Source organism: Oleiphilus sp. HI0128 (assembly GCF_001635365.1).
On the sequence record NZ_LWGG01001449.1, the window covers coordinates 1 to 14,354 of the forward strand.

The 14,354-nt window shown below is 44.2% G+C and carries 17 protein-coding genes; 10 read left to right on the forward strand and 7 right to left on the reverse strand.

Features of this window, described 5'->3' with window-relative positions; translation table 11 throughout:
- Positions 1-404: YceD family protein (locus A3763_RS23875; protein ID WP_156495301.1), on the reverse strand; the 404-nt coding region annotated here is incomplete at its 3' end.
- Between the two features lie 137 nt (positions 405-541).
- Between A3763_RS23875 and A3763_RS23880 the strand changes: the two genes are divergently transcribed.
- Positions 542-1,117 (forward strand): nucleoside triphosphate pyrophosphatase, encoded by a 576-nt coding sequence (locus tag A3763_RS23880; protein ID WP_068506768.1) that lies wholly within the window; start codon positions 542-544, stop codon positions 1,115-1,117.
- Here the strand turns inward: A3763_RS23880 and A3763_RS23885 are convergent.
- The 3 genes from A3763_RS23885 to A3763_RS23890 form a co-directional block, all read right to left on the reverse strand.
- Positions 1,114-1,944, reverse strand: coding sequence for an FkbM family methyltransferase (locus A3763_RS23885; protein ID WP_082865233.1), 831 nt, complete (start codon positions 1,942-1,944; stop codon positions 1,114-1,116). The genes A3763_RS23880 and A3763_RS23885 overlap by 4 nt on opposite strands.
- Before the next feature lie 108 nt (positions 1,945-2,052).
- Positions 2,053-2,193 (reverse strand): hypothetical protein, encoded by a 141-nt coding sequence (locus A3763_RS29160; RefSeq protein WP_197469960.1) that lies wholly within the window; start codon positions 2,191-2,193, stop codon positions 2,053-2,055.
- Positions 2,194-2,270: 77 nt separating this feature from the next.
- On the reverse strand, positions 2,271-3,131 hold the full coding sequence (locus A3763_RS23890; RefSeq protein WP_068553588.1) for a PHP domain-containing protein: 861 nt from the start codon (positions 3,129-3,131) through the stop codon (positions 2,271-2,273).
- A gap of 167 nt (positions 3,132-3,298) precedes the next feature.
- Between A3763_RS23890 and A3763_RS23895 the strand changes: the two genes are divergently transcribed.
- The 4 genes from A3763_RS23895 to A3763_RS23910 all read left to right on the forward strand — a co-directional run bounded on the left by A3763_RS23895 (position 3,299) and on the right by A3763_RS23910 (position 5,749).
- Positions 3,299-4,030, forward strand: a complete 732-nt coding sequence (locus A3763_RS23895; protein ID WP_068511596.1) for a VC0807 family protein — start codon at positions 3,299-3,301, stop codon at positions 4,028-4,030.
- A 54-nt stretch (positions 4,031-4,084) separates the two neighbouring features.
- Positions 4,085-4,384, forward strand: coding sequence for a YciI family protein (locus A3763_RS23900; RefSeq protein WP_068511593.1), 300 nt, complete (start codon positions 4,085-4,087; stop codon positions 4,382-4,384).
- Positions 4,385-4,482: 98 nt separating this feature from the next.
- Complete coding sequence (locus A3763_RS23905; RefSeq protein WP_082865232.1) at positions 4,483-5,163, forward strand: TIGR04211 family SH3 domain-containing protein; 681 nt, start codon at positions 4,483-4,485, stop codon at positions 5,161-5,163.
- A gap of 274 nt (positions 5,164-5,437) precedes the next feature.
- Positions 5,438-5,749, forward strand: coding sequence for a PilZ domain-containing protein (locus tag A3763_RS23910; RefSeq protein ID WP_068507473.1), 312 nt, complete (start codon positions 5,438-5,440; stop codon positions 5,747-5,749).
- Positions 5,750-5,830: 81 nt separating this feature from the next.
- Here A3763_RS23910 and rraA read toward each other — a convergent pair whose 3' ends face one another.
- Both rraA and A3763_RS23920 read right to left on the reverse strand, forming a co-directional pair.
- Positions 5,831-6,328, reverse strand: a complete 498-nt coding sequence (rraA, locus tag A3763_RS23915; protein WP_068511588.1) for a ribonuclease E activity regulator RraA — start codon at positions 6,326-6,328, stop codon at positions 5,831-5,833.
- Between the two features lie 79 nt (positions 6,329-6,407).
- Complete coding sequence (locus tag A3763_RS23920; protein ID WP_068634003.1) at positions 6,408-6,953, reverse strand: YaeQ family protein; 546 nt, start codon at positions 6,951-6,953, stop codon at positions 6,408-6,410.
- Between the two features lie 200 nt (positions 6,954-7,153).
- On the opposite strand from A3763_RS23920, the gene A3763_RS23925 reads away from it, so the two are divergent.
- Positions 7,154-8,314, forward strand: a complete 1,161-nt coding sequence (locus tag A3763_RS23925) for a flavin reductase family protein (RefSeq protein ID WP_068634004.1) — start codon at positions 7,154-7,156, stop codon at positions 8,312-8,314.
- Between the two features lie 21 nt (positions 8,315-8,335).
- Positions 8,336-9,433, forward strand: coding sequence for an acyl-CoA desaturase (locus A3763_RS23930; protein WP_068511207.1), 1,098 nt, complete (start codon positions 8,336-8,338; stop codon positions 9,431-9,433).
- Between the two features lie 83 nt (positions 9,434-9,516).
- Here the strand turns inward: A3763_RS23930 and A3763_RS23935 are convergent, their stop codons facing one another.
- A complete protein-coding gene (locus A3763_RS23935; protein ID WP_156490436.1) occupies positions 9,517-10,005 on the reverse strand; it encodes a hypothetical protein in 489 nt (162 codons plus the stop codon).
- Positions 10,006-10,341: 336 nt separating this feature from the next.
- Between A3763_RS23935 and A3763_RS23940 the strand changes: the two genes are divergently transcribed.
- From A3763_RS23940 to A3763_RS23950, 3 genes are all read left to right on the forward strand, one after another.
- Positions 10,342-11,472, forward strand: a complete 1,131-nt coding sequence (locus A3763_RS23940; RefSeq protein ID WP_068511209.1) for a cytochrome-c peroxidase — start codon at positions 10,342-10,344, stop codon at positions 11,470-11,472.
- A gap of 97 nt (positions 11,473-11,569) precedes the next feature.
- A complete protein-coding gene (locus tag A3763_RS23945; protein ID WP_068511211.1) occupies positions 11,570-12,865 on the forward strand; it encodes an imelysin family protein in 1,296 nt (431 codons plus the stop codon).
- A 63-nt stretch (positions 12,866-12,928) separates the two neighbouring features.
- Positions 12,929-14,354, forward strand: a 1,426-nt coding sequence (locus tag A3763_RS23950; RefSeq protein ID WP_068760642.1) for a di-heme oxidoredictase family protein, incomplete at its 3' end; no start/stop codon positions are given.

Here is a 14,354-nt window from a genome sequence, read left to right on the forward strand (position 1 = left end):
TAAGCGAACATTGGCAAACTCAGGATCAATTCTTCTTCTATCACATCCAGTAAAACAAGCTTTTCATCTTCCACCAATAAAGGTTCATAAACACGCGGAAGGTTTTGCGCTTGCTCGTCACTCATTACAATTCCGAGCTGAAACTCAGAACTTATTGTCTTTTTGACCGGATGTAAGCAGCGCTGGCAAAGCAAGTTCAATTCAGCTGAAAGCTTGCCCTTCAATATACGCAGCCTTTGCTCATCCCGTCCAAATTCCAAGTCAATATTAACGACACCCTCAGAATCCACTAACATTGAAGTCAGCCTAGACATGAGATGTACCGCTATATGCCCCTGCAAATCCTTATTCTGGTCTGCATATTTAAAGGGGTCGAGCGTCTTGGGTAACGAGTGATCAGACATAAGCGCGCAATTCTAGGGCCGAAGACCTGTATTGTCAAAGGAAATAAGTGTATTTTTGACATTGATTTAAAAAGACAAGCGCTTTTTGTTGGCCACTGCGCTTTAGCAATGCAACTTCCTGCAATACAAGGATATCTATGGACATCGTACTCGCCTCTTCCAGCACCTATAGAAAGGCGCTTCTAGAAAAAATAATTCAGCACTTCAAGTGTGCATCTCCTGACATTGATGAGTCTCACCTCCCTAATGAAAACTATAAGGAAATGGCCGAGCGTTTATCCATAAGAAAAGCGCAAGCACTGGCTGCATCCCACCCTAATTCGCTAATCATTGGCTCTGATCAAGTCGCATGCTTGGGCGAGCAAATACTTAGAAAACCCCTAAATAAAGAACGCAATCTTGAGCAGCTAACACTCTGCCAAGGCAAAACTGCATACTTTTATACAGGCTTGTGCCTGCTCAATACGAAGACCGGCAAATATCAAAGCGCTGTTGAAAGCTACGCCACCAAATTTCGTAAGCTAAATGAGCAGCAGCTAATCAATTATATAGAACGCGAACAAGCCTATGATTGTGCGGGAGGCTTTAAAATGGAAGGCTTGGGCATATCGTTATTTGAGTCTATTGAGGGCAAAGATCCAAACATACTGATTGGACTACCTTTGATTAGGCTAATCGACATGCTCGCTAAAGAAGGCGTATCTATCCTTTAGCGCTTTTCAAGAATCACATTCATTCGGGTTTGCAGCACCTTTATATAACCCTTCGATAGCGCCATAGAAACCGCTGGGCTTAGTGCTGCATCTTTATGCTGCTCTAGCTGCAGGTATTTGGGCCAGGCAGCTTCTTCTGCGTGATTTAAGAAGCTTTCCAACACAGGAAACTCGAAACCTTCAATATCCATTTTAAGCAGCTCGAGTTTGTCAATATCAGCAAGCGCCAAAATCTCACTAATAGTCAAACCCTTTACATCAATTGAAGTGCTGACTCTCTCAGGGTGCTCAACCCCTTCCGACAAAGAATTACAACCTTGGTTCACCTCATCGAGATAGAGTTTAACCAATGAGTTTTGCGGGCTAGCCGCAAGCTGCAAACACTTACAGCGAGATTGAAGCTGATTAAATTCGACATGCCGCTGCAAGCGAGCAGCGAGCTCTGGGTGCGCCTCTACAGCAACAAGCTTTAGGTCTTTCCGCTCCCACGCAAGTAGCAAACCATAACCGCCGATATTCGCACCTACATCTAGAACTGTAGCCCCATCACTCAAGACGGACGCCAAAAAACGTCGCTCCTGGCCATCGAGCAAGCCAGGCATAGTTAATAAGCGCTTATCGGATAAGTTTCCTTTGGGAAACAACCTGAACTTTAAACCTTCTACCTGAACATCGATAGGTGATTGCTTGCGCATCAATACAGGCTTTCGCATTAGAAAGGCTAGACGCTTAGCAAACCAGTTATTGACCGGTAATTGGTGACAAATACCGAGCAAAGCCTGACACCATGAAGGTAAACGATACCTTCCGAAAGGGAGATTATTCATAGAAAAAGGTCAATTATTTCGTTTCAACATTTCGCCAAGTAGGAGGAATAGCCAAGAGTCGCCCCCTGCTACCCCTCTGCGAGGCACAGCAGCCCCTACTTATAACATTTATGATTCCTTAGATCCTTCCTTTTCTGGCTTAGCCGGCTCTTCCTTTTTGCTGTCACCAATTATTGATTTACCCGGACATACCTTAAATACCGGGCAAGACTTACAACCAGAAACCATTGCGATTGGACATAGTGTCATTTTCTCTCTCCATCTTTTTTATAGACTCTAATCACTTGAGCCCTTATGAATCTTAATAATTTTGAATTGTTCTTTTCTTACTGTAGCTCGAGAGACTGAAAAGCCTCCCACTCCTGCCATACCGGCAGAACACTTTTTGGCAATGAAGGAATACGCCCAAGTTCAGCCCAGCGATATTCAGGCGAATGAAAGTCACTACCGATTGAACCTTTCAACCCCATTCGCTGACACAAATCACTAAGCATCCCGACTTCCCCTTGCTTCTGCCCTGAGGTAACTACCTCAATGCCTTCGCCTCCCTGCGCTTTAAATTCTACCAACATATTGCGCAGCTTAGTCAGGGTCATATTGTATTTTCTGGGGTGGGCAACGACAGCACTCCCCTTTGCGTTAACAATACTATTTACCATGTCTTTTAGCTCTGGCCATAAACTTTTTACATCGCCAACCTTCCCCGCACCCAGATACTTTTTAAAGGCTTCGTTATGATCGCTAACATAAGCTAGGTCAATCATCGCCTGTGCAAAATGAGGTCGGCCAGGGATCCCTGACTGAGTCAAAGCCCGAGCAGCATCTAACAGGCCTGGAAAGCCTTTTTTTTCTAGTTTTTCTGCAATTAGCTCTGCGCGTTGATGACGTGACTGTAACTGCTTTGCTTCAATTTCCTGCATCAAGCCCGAATTCAAGTCATAGTTGTAGGCAAGAACGTGGATGGTAAAGTTTCCCCAAACACATGAAAGCTCGATTCCGGGCACCATTGAAATCCCTTCAACATTTGCTGCGTCAAAAGCTTCTTGCTGACCGGCGACGGTATCGTGGTCAGTTAGAGACAAGAGTTTCACACCATTTGCCGCAGCCCTTTGAATAAGCTCTGTAGGGCTCAAACTGCCATCCGATGACAGGCTATGGCAATGTAAATCTATTGGCGAACGGTTCATAACTCTCCACGATTATCTAAGGTTGGTGTCATTCAGGTTTAATAAAAGCATGTTATGTAAAGATGGTAAGTTTGAACCTTCACAGTTTCCACATATAATCACCAACCTGTAAGCTTATTCACGTACTATTTGTACAACCTTTTAATACGGAACAACGCAATCACCTTATGAGCGAAAATACTATCGACACCTCAACACAGCCAAAGAAGCCTGCACAAAAACAGCAAACCAGTCATTTGTTACTTGAGCTCGCAATCTGCGTTATTTTACCTACCGTTATTCTAAAATATCTGAGCGGCGATGATAGCCTGGGACCTGTATACGCACTAATTTTTGGCCTTTCCTTCCCACTACTCTTTGGTATTTACCAGTTCATCAAAGAGCGAAAATTCGGATTCATCCCAGCGTTAGGCTTTATTAGCATTCTACTCACCAGCGGCATTGGCCTATTGGAACTCGATGCAAAATATATTGCAATCAAAGAAGCCAGCATACCATTGATCATTGCTATAGGTACGATTGTTTCACTAAAAACCAAGTACCCCTTGGTCAAAACATTTATTTATAACGACAAGATTCTGCAAATTGATAAGGTCGATGAAGCTCTCGACAAAAGTAATAACCAAGGCGCTTTTGAACGTGTCTTAAAAACAGCCACTTATATACTAGCGGGCTCTTTCATGCTTTCCGCTGCTCTAAACTATGCATTGGCAAAGTACATAGTCGTCAGCCCTTCGGGAACTGCCGAGTTCAATGACGAGCTTGGTACAATGAACCTGCTTAGCTACCCGGTTATTACAATACCCTGCGTCATCGTGATGATATACGCAATGCTCTACCTCTTTAAGCACATAAAACGATTAACGGGCTTGGATTTTGAAGACATCATCCATCAATAGCCTTAGAATGCTTTAATTAGTCTACGACCAAACATTGAAACAATAGAGAAACACATGTACTACGCAATTATCTCCCAGGATATCGAAAATAGTTTAGAAAAGCGCAAATCTGCAAGACCTGCTCATTTGGCAAGACTAGAAGAACTAAAACAACAAGGCCGCTTATTTGTTGCCGGCCCACACCCTGCGACTGACTCGGAAGATCCAGGTGAAGCAGGTTTTACAGGAAGTTTGGTAATAGCAGAGTTTGGTTCTTTAAACGAAGCCCAAGCATGGGCAGACCAAGACCCTTACGTTGCAGCCGGCGTTTATGAAAACGTTACGGTTAAACCATTTAAGAAAGTTCTACCTTAGTTAGAACACTTATCAAGCGACCTAAACCGGGGCTAACGCTACTGACTTTACGACTCGTTGTTTAAAACGGGCTTACTACGAAATACAGGATACAAATCGTGAAAACATCATTCCTTTCAAAGATCGCGGCCTCTATATGCTTACTCGCGTTGGCTATCAGCTCTGCATCAGCTGAAACTATGTACATAGACGACACCCTTTTAGTTCCCTTACGCAGCGGCGAAGGAGTCGGGTTTAGGATTGTCCACAAAGGACTTAAGAGCGGCACCAAGCTGGAAATTATTGAAAAGCTGAGCTCTGGCTACGCACACGTTAAAACGCCAAGCGGCATAGAAGGCTATCTGCCTTCTAGATATCTAACGGCGCAGCCTATTGCTAAAGTTAAGCTAGCCCAAGCTAATCAGGAGTTAGCTAAACTAAAAGCTAACTACGAAGAAACTCAAACTCAACTGGCCAACTTGAAAAAGAAGCACCAGAGTCTTAGCAAAGAACATACTCAAACCACTTCAGAGCTTAATGCTAATAGCAAAGAGCTAAAGAACATTAAGTCTATTTCGGCCAATGCCCTTAATCTAGATAAGCGAAATCGTGAGCTTAGAGAAAGTAATGAGCAGCTTAGAAACGAATTAGAACTGATCCAAACCGAGAATCTTAGATTAAAAGATAAGTCAGATTCTAACATGATGTTAATCGGGGGTGGCCTGGTAACACTTGGTGTAATTCTAACTTTATTAATTCCTATCATTAAACCTTCTAAGAAAAATGATAGCTGGGCGTAAAAAAGCTTATTTTTTAGGCTGCTTTAAAAACAAACACTTAGTCTATTATTTGCCCATTTCGTTCTAAAAATGAGCAACACACCATAGAAAAACTTTTGCCCCAGCGGTATCATCAAGCTTGATGCGCTGGGGTGAATTTCATCCGCATCAACTTATTACTAGAATCTTACCAATTGCTAATAGTCGAATATCTTGTGGTTTTGCTCTTTGACAGCAACCATATTTAGACATATAAATGAAGGTGAGACATTTATCCATAAGAGGTGTTGAATAGATGAATAACCTGTATAGCCGTACCTGGGATGAAAAACGCGATTTCATCAGAATGAGAGTCGATACTGAAATCACTCTAGCCGTTGATAACTCGGACATCAAAGTAAATGGTTATTGCCGTGACCTTAGTGGCGCAGGCATGTTAATAGAAGTAGAAGAAGAACTAACAGCAGGAGCAACTTGCCGGACATCGCTTCCTTCAAGCAACGATGCGTTTCCCGCTCTGGATGCAACCGTAAAAGTACTACGCTGCACACAGGTCGACGAAAATACTTTTCAAGTAGGCGCAGAAATTGTAGAAATCGCGAGTTAGGCGAAGCAATTTCATAAGCACATAAAAAAGCCCGTGAGCGTTTTTCTCACGGGCTTTTTTATGTGTTCGCTAAAGTCTCTACTAGGCTGGCATTTCCAACTTTTCAGGCGAAACAATAACACCATTATTATCGGCATAAACGTAGTGACCTGGTGTAAAGGTTACGCCACCAAAGGTGACCGGAACATTCAGATCACCAATACCACGCTTTTCAGTTTTACGCGGATTAGTGTTCATTGCCTGAACACCTAGCTGCGTCTGCCCGATCACATCAACATCACGAATGCAGCCGTAAATAACCAAACCAGACCAGCCGTTCGCAGCTGCTTTCTCAGCCAACATATCACCTAACAAGGCATTACGCATTGAACCACCGCCATCAACAACCATCACTCGCCCTTCGCCAGGTAAACCCACCTGTTCTTTGACGATAGAGTTATCTTCAAAACACTTTACCGTAACAATTTCGCCACCAAAGGCATCGATTGCACCGTAATTGTTCATCATCGGTTCCAAGACCTGAACTAAATCCGGGTACTCGTCGCACAAGTCTGGCGTAATGATTTTTGTATTGCTCAATGTTTTTCTCCTCGTTTCAATACATTAGATACACGGAGATTAACCGATTGCAGCTATATTCGTCCATCGCAAAAGACAATTATTCCTCGCCAAGCAGCCGCTCGATATTCAAGTCAACAACACTCTCCCCCAAGCTTACATTCAAACTTCCATCCTGAATCAACACAACGAGCTCCATCGTTCTTTCGACATGCGCAAGCAGTGGCTCGATATCAGCCATCTCTGCACGCAAGACAGACAAATTAGCTATACGCTTCAAATCCTTTGCTAACGCGTCGAACCACGGGGCAACCTTATGTCCGCCATAAGCCAATACAACAACTTTATCTGAGCGACCTGAAGCTTTACGGATACGTTTTAAATCAGGTAAGCCCAAGTCGACCCACAACTCTATTTCGTCGGATAAAGACTTGAGCCAGATATCCGGCTCATCATCAGTCGATAAACCCTTGGTAAAACTTAGCGCTTCATCTGCATACAATGAAAAAGCAAGCAAACGAAGCAACATACGTTCAATGGTTTCAGACGGGTGAAGTGCAACATTAAGCGAGTAGCTTTGGTAATGATCTCGATCAAAGTCACTTAGTTGCAAAGTAACTTTATAGATCGTGGACTTCAGCGCCATGGTATCCCCAAGATTCGTTAATAAATAAATGGGCATACTACACAGATATGAAATATTCCGCACAAATTAAATTGCTACAATCTCCACTACCAAAAAATTCGGCCACCTAAATTAGATGATCATACTCATGCGACTGACAATTCTAGACATAATAGAACAAAAAGCGTACAACTGTACCTCGAACTTAGTAGGAGGTCACTATGTCTAAAGGGATGAACAGCGAAAGCCCTATAGCAGAATCGCAAACAATCGCTCAGAAAGCTATTGGCTTCTTAAGCCGCCAACTTACCAATACCGATAGCTTTGGTGTCTTTTTAGAGCCCATTATTCAGGTGTTTCGCCCAAATTGGCGTCACGGAAGAACTAGTGCTCAAGTACTCTTCATAAAAAATGAAACAGATGACATCTACACGCTGACTTTAAGGCCAGAAAAAAAATGGGCTGGTTTTAGTGCCGGACAATATGTACAGCTAAGCGTTGAAAAAGATGGCGCAATGCTAACACGTACCTTTAGTCTTTCCTGCTCGCCTAAACACTTTCTTCGCACAGGTGAAATCACCTTAACCATACGCGCAAATGAAGAAGGTGCTGTAACGCCATGGCTCAACCAAGCTTTGAAAAGTGGTGACACTGTTTACTTATCCGAAGCCCAAGGTGATTTCCAACTAAGCAACTCAGTAAAAGACAAAGTATTTATTGCAGGCGGAAGCGGACTAACCCCCATATTTTCAATGCTGAACGAATACCAGAGCAACGCTTGGTATAAGCAGGCTCAGTTGCTCTTTTATGTAAATAATAGCCAATCCCTATTCTTTTCCGAGCAACTTTCTCACCTTGAAGCGAAGGGTTTGCAGGTAACAACTATCTATAGTGACCACCAAGGTAGAATAGATCAGCAGCAGCTGGAAATGTTTGTAGAAGACATCAGCGAAAAAGAATTTTACGTATGTGGGCCTGGGAAAATGATTGAAATTACCCAATCGCTTCTAACGTCCAATACGGTTCCTGAAGCAGATATCCACTTTGAATACTTCGGCCAACAGCCTTTATCTCTTGAGGGAATGAATGCAGACGATGCCGATGAACTGATTCAAGTCGATTACCTGGACTCTCGAAAGCAAGTCACCTTTGACCCTCAGCAGTTTATCGAGTCTGACAAAGCTACCCTGCTGGAAATCTCAGAGAACCAAGGTTTAAAACCCGTTGCGGGTTGTCGAATGGGCGTGTGTCACCAGTGTATTTGTAAAAAGAAGACCGGGCGAGTCTTCAATACGCGAACCCAACAATATTCGGATACCGGAGAAGAAGAAATACAGCTTTGTGTTTCGGTGCCGGTTGGCAAAGTAGAACTTGAACTTTAAGAGATTAATCAGGAAGACATTATGAATCCGAACAATACTCAGAAGCCATCCCGAGAAATCTTAGACGGCTTTGCAGAAGAGCTGGACAAAGTTCGCGCAGACACCCTTAAGAAAGTGGGCGCAAGTGATGCAAAATACATTCGACGTTTAATCGCAATTCAACGCGGCAGTGAAATTGCTGGCCGAATCCTAATGGTAATGGGCTTTGTAAGCCCCCTATTATGGGTGTTGGCAGTTTTACTGTTGGCCTTAGCAAAGATTCTGGACAATATGGAAATTGGCCACAATGTACTGCACGGGCAATATGACTGGATGAATGACCCTAACATTAACTCCAGAAAATTCGAGTGGGATATTGCGGGAGACTCGGGCTCTTGGAAGCGCTATCACAACCACGAGCATCACACTTATACAAATGTTATCGGCAAAGACCGTGACTTTGGCTATGGCATATTCCGTCTTAGCGATGACCTGCCTTGGCGGCCAAAAAACCGCTGGCAGATATTCAGCTACCTAGGGCTTAGCACCTTCTTTGAAGCAGGGATTGCTTACCACGAAGTCGCTGCAGAAAGAATCTTTATGGGCAAGCGCCGCGAAACAAGTTCCCTGCCAATTAGCCGCAAGCAATTAAAGAAAGATTTCTTTAGCAAAATCGGCCGTCAAACCTTCAAGGATTACATATTCTTTCCTTTACTATGCTGGCCTGTGGCCGGGCAAGTATTACTCGGTAACTTAATTGCCAATATCCTTAGAAACCTTTGGACCTCTACCATTATCTTTTGCGGTCACTTTACCGAAGACGCTCATACCTTTACTGAAGAAGAAATTCAGGGAGAGTCACAAGGTGAATGGTATTTCCGTCAGATACTGGGTTCTTCAAATCTAGAGGGCAACAAGTTATTCCATATTATGACAGGTCACTTGAGCTGCCAAATCGAACACCATTTATATCCAGATGTGCCAGCACGTCATTACCCAGCAATGGCTGTTGAAGTTCAGAAGATCTGTGAGAAATATCAGATCCCTTACAATACGGGAAGCTTTTCAAGCCAGTATAAAACTGTTGTAGGACGGGTACTTAAATATTCCAAGCCTACTGCACAAGAAGCTATGGCTTAATACTAAGCTAAGTTTCTTTTCCTTTTACCCTTTAACGCAGCTAATGACCCCAATTGTTAGTTGCGTTTTTTTGTTGTAAAACGCTAAGCTGTTTGCGCCAGCTGGCCAGGATAAGTTATCTCTTGCTTTAAGCGTCTTACATGCAGCTCTTCGACAACCAGACTCTGCTTTTCATCTACCCCTCCACAGCAAGCCCTCAGGTATTCTAGATTTCCACTCACCTTAAAGCTCACATTACCAGATAACATTGCAGACTTAGATTCTCCCATACACTGCTCGTCAACCAAGATCGTATTCTCTCCCTGTGCATCTTTGTAGCTTAACCAAAGAGATACCGGTTTTTTCGCTGCTTGCGCCAAACTCAACCAAACCGCCGCATTAAAGGTTAACAACCTGGGTTTGGCGCTACTAACCTTTTGTTGCGCACTCGGCTTTTGCCTAAGCATCTTTAAAAAGCCCAACCTTTCCTTCGTATTATTTAAATTCTTAGGTACTCGAACATCAGAATACTCACTACGCGGCACTTCACTAAGGGTTTTCAGCATAAGTAATTTTGAAGGTATGGAAGACACAAGAAACTCCTAAATTTGATATGTTTTAAGCTTACCCTATCTACCGCCTACGCACCGCGTGTCAGTCGTTATAAAGCTTGTGCCTTAGCGCACAAGGCTACATTAGCTAATACTGAACTTACATCTCACCACTTACACTCACACAAACTTACAGAATTGACTTGGATCAACAAATGGTAACAGGAATTATTCTCACCTTGTATTAATTATCATTTATATATCTAATACCCACATTACCAGCTTAGACCGGAATCTCTAACTATGAACACAGCCCGCCCCCTGCCAGTCTTTTTCACATACCGGAAAGGCCATTCCAAGCTAGCGTTAAGTCTATTCATGTTGATAGCAATCTGTTCCAGCCACATTGCCCTTGCACAAATAAACTCTAAAGAAGCCCTAGGTGAACTACTCTACTTCGACCCAAACCTTTCATTAAACCGGACTCAATCTTGCTCTAGCTGCCATAACCCTGCGACAGGGTTTGTCGATAAGCGCACACATGACACAAGGCATACTCACCTTGAAGGAATGGTTTCGTTAGGTGACGATCAACAATCTTTTGGTGACCGTAGCGCACCAACCAGCAGCTATGCGAACCAGATTCCTATCTTTCATGTTAATAAGAAAGGAAAGCATGTTGGAGGACAGTTCTGGGATGGCCGAGCAGCAACACTGGCTGACCAAGCGAAAGGTCCTCCACTCGCAGGTATCGAAATGGGTATACCTAACAAAGAAAGTATGCAAGCACGTCTACTTGAATCGGAGGTCTATAAACAAGCCTTCTCTAGCCTATTTGGAAAAGACATATTAAGTAAACCGGGGAAGCTCTATGACGCCATGGCCGAAAGCATCGCAGCCTTTGAAAAAACCGATTTTTTCTCTCCCTTCGACTCAAAGTATGACCGCTATTTAAGAGGCGAATATGAACTTAGTAAGCAAGAAGAACTTGGAATGACCTTATTCTTCTCGCAGCAATTCACCAACTGTAACCAATGCCACCAATTACGAAGCAGCCCAACCGCGCCGGATGAAACCTTCAGCAATTATGAGTATCACAACATTGGTATACCGACAAACCTTGCTGTTCGAAAACAAAACAAGCTCGACGAAGACTATGTCGATATAGGTCTACTCGCGAACGCTCAAGTCCACGATGAAAAGCATAAAGGAAAATTCAAAACACCAACGCTTCGAAATGTCGCCGTCACCAGCCCTTACATGCACAACGGTGTTTTTAAAGAGCTTCGAACAGTTATCGACTTCTATAACAAATATAACTCCAAAAGCGCCAAGCGTCAGATAAACCCAGAAACGGGCGAAAGCTGGGATAAGCCAGAATTCCACGAAACAATCTCTTTTGAGGAACTTCAATCAGGCCCTGCGCTAGATGACAAGCGTATTGATGCGCTAGTCGCATTTTTAAAACTACTGACAGATAAACGATATGAAAGCCTAATCACTGACTAGACTATAAATCTTATTGATAATACTTATCATTTAGAATATCATCTTCGCCATATTGGTCCATTAGGTCATTTTTAAAATTAACTTTCAGGGGTTATCCATGCTTTCTCTAAAATCATCCATTAGAAACTTTGTCCTCACAGGCTCAGTCGCCGCTATGGGCCTATCCGGCTGCGGAATGATGGAAACAAAAGAAACTAGCCAAGCTTCAGTTATCGATACTTATATTGATATCGCTAAAGAAAACTATCAGGACTCGCTAAGCGCCGCTCAAGCACTGCAAGCTCAAGTCAATGAATTTCTAGCTAATCCTAACGAAGCCAATTTGCAAAAAACTAAAGACGCTTGGATTGCGGCACGCGCGCCTTACCAACAGACAGAAGTCTACCGTTTTGGCAACGCATCGGTTGATGATTGGGAAGGTAAAGTCAACGCATGGCCTCTTGATGAAGGTTTGATCGACTATGTTGATGCTTCATATGGTGCTGAGTCTGATGAAAACCCATTCTATGCTGCTAACATCATTGCCAACCCTGCACCAATGATTGGCGGCAAGAAAGTAGATGCTAGCCAAATTACACCAGAACTACTTGCAAACACTCTGCATGAAATTGACGAAGTTGAGTCTAACGTTGCAACGGGTTATCACGTCATCGAATTTTTGCTGTGGGGCCAAGACTTAAACGGTAACAACCCTGGTGCTGGCTCTCGCCCAGCAAGCGATTTCTCACTTGATAAGTGTACCGGTGGCAACTGTGAGCGCCGTCGTCAGTACCTTCAAGCAGCAACAAGCTTATTGATTTCAGACCTAGAAGACATGGCCAATAACTGGAAAGAAGGCGGAGCATCAGTTGCTGAGCTAACCGCTAAAAGCGAAGCAGGTGCCTTGGCAACCATGCTGACAGGCATGGGTAGCCTTGCGTATGGCGAGCTAGCTGGCGAGCGGACTAAGCTTGGCTTGATGCTACACGATCCTGAAGAAGAACATGACTGCTTCTCGGATAACACTCATAACTCCCACTACTATGACGCCTTGGGCATCAAGAATGTCTATATGGGTCAGTATGAGAGCATCAACAACAACTCAGTAGATGGTGCAAGCCTTTCTGACTTAGTGAAGCAAGCAGACCCAGCACTGGATGCTGAAATGCTGGGTAAGCTTAATGCTACTCAAGCGACGGCTCAAGCAATGGTTGACGCGGCGGCTAAAGGCCAAGCTTTTGATGTATTGATCGGTGAAGGTAATACTGCGGGCAACCAAATCGTTCAGAACTTTGTTGATGCACTCGTTGCTCAAGCCAAAACAACTGAAAAGGTCATTCAGGTCTTAGGCCTCAGCAATATTGATTTTGAAGGTTCTGACAGCCTGGACAACCCTTCTGCTGTAGCAGAGTAATTAACAACTAGGTGACGCACCTGTTTATTTACGCCCGCCTAACAAGCGGGCGTTTTGGTAGCTATGAATAAAACCATCTTCGCACTTCCTCTTTTAGCGGTCAGCTTTTTACTCTACATAAATGCTGACTCGACCCTCGCTTCAAATAGCAAACTCCATAGTGCCAGAGAACTCTACCCATCAGGTCAACATAGTGCTGGCCAAAGCAAACAACGAAACAGTTTTGATCATCCCTCCCCCCTTCTGGATATGGAGACAAAGCTCGACTTTAAAATCGGCCGGGCCATCTTTGAAAAAATTTGGGTATTTGCCCCCTCAAGTACGACCGCAAGTGATGGCTTAGGCCCACTCTACAATGCAAGATCCTGCTCCCGTTGCCACGAGAAGAATGGTCGAGGCATATTAAAAGAAGAAGGTAAAACCTCCCCTGCACTATTTCTTCGGCTTAGCACTCCAGCCAAAACTGCCGAGCAAAAACGAGCACTGGAAAGTGGCCTCATAGGGCTAATACCAGAGCCTACTTATGGCACTCAGCTACAGACCTTTGCCTACCCGGGTGGACAAGCTGAGGCACAGCTACGAGTCAGCTATACAGAACAAAAAATTCAGCTAAGCGAAGGCGAAATGGTTAGCCTAAGAAAGCCGGATTACCAAATCATAGCGCCTCAGTATGGCCCAATGGATGAAGATTTGATGATTTCGCCACGTATTTCCTCGCCCATGATCGGATTGGGTCTTATCGAAGCGATAAATGAACAGGACATTCTTTCTAAAACCGACCCAGACGACAGTAACCAAGATGGTATTTCAGGCAAAGCCAATTGGGTTTGGGATCAGCAAAAACAAGCACCGGCACTTGGCCGTTTTGGCTGGAAAGCAGGCACCCCCAACCTTCGTCAACAAAACGCTAGCGCGTTCAAGGGGGATCTCGGCATTAGTACACCGTTATTTCCACAACATTGGGGCGACTGCACTCCTTCACAAACAAGCTGCCGAAAACAAGCCCATGGAAACCGCACCCGCCAAGCCCCGGATATCAACCACATGGAAGCGCCAAAGGCGATGACCGATGCTTTATTGCTGTATACAAGAAATATCGCGGTACCCATTCGAAAAATAGACAATGCAGAAATGGTCAATAAAGGAAAAGCCGTCTTTCACTCCGCTGGCTGTGCCGCGTGCCATACTCCAAGCTATCAAACATCCGGGCATACTGAGCAAACTTCTCTTAACATGCAAACCATCTGGCCTTACACCGATCTATTACTGCATGACATGGGGCTAGGGCTGGCGGACAATCGACCCGAGTTTAAGGCAAACGGACAGGAATGGAGAACCGCTCCACTTTGGGGGCTCGGTTCAGACAAATACGTAAATGGCAGCCATTTTCTTCTGCATGACGGCCGCGCACGCAGTATACTTGAAGCAATTATGTGGCATGGCGGCGAGGCCGAATCTGCCAAGCAAGCCGTACAAACAATGCCCCAAG

Coding starts and splice junctions, on each gene's coding strand:
- A3763_RS23880 (WP_068506768.1), top strand. CDS start 542: ATGGACATCGTACTCGCCTCTTCCAGCACCTATAGAAAGGCGCTTCTA.
- A3763_RS23885 (WP_082865233.1), bottom strand. CDS start 1,944: ATGAATAATCTCCCTTTCGGAAGGTATCGTTTACCTTCATGGTGTCAG.
- A3763_RS29160 (WP_197469960.1), bottom strand. CDS start 2,193: ATGACACTATGTCCAATCGCAATGGTTTCTGGTTGTAAGTCTTGCCCG.
- A3763_RS23890 (WP_068553588.1), bottom strand. CDS start 3,131: ATGAACCGTTCGCCAATAGATTTACATTGCCATAGCCTGTCATCGGAT.
- A3763_RS23895 (WP_068511596.1), top strand. CDS start 3,299: ATGAGCGAAAATACTATCGACACCTCAACACAGCCAAAGAAGCCTGCA.
- A3763_RS23900 (WP_068511593.1), top strand. CDS start 4,085: ATGTACTACGCAATTATCTCCCAGGATATCGAAAATAGTTTAGAAAAG.
- A3763_RS23910 (WP_068507473.1), top strand. CDS start 5,438: ATGAATAACCTGTATAGCCGTACCTGGGATGAAAAACGCGATTTCATC.
- A3763_RS23920 (WP_068634003.1), bottom strand. CDS start 6,953: ATGGCGCTGAAGTCCACGATCTATAAAGTTACTTTGCAACTAAGTGAC.
- A3763_RS23925 (WP_068634004.1), top strand. CDS start 7,154: ATGTCTAAAGGGATGAACAGCGAAAGCCCTATAGCAGAATCGCAAACA.
- A3763_RS23930 (WP_068511207.1), top strand. CDS start 8,336: ATGAATCCGAACAATACTCAGAAGCCATCCCGAGAAATCTTAGACGGC.
- A3763_RS23940 (WP_068511209.1), top strand. CDS start 10,342: ATGTTGATAGCAATCTGTTCCAGCCACATTGCCCTTGCACAAATAAAC.
- A3763_RS23945 (WP_068511211.1), top strand. CDS start 11,570: ATGCTTTCTCTAAAATCATCCATTAGAAACTTTGTCCTCACAGGCTCA.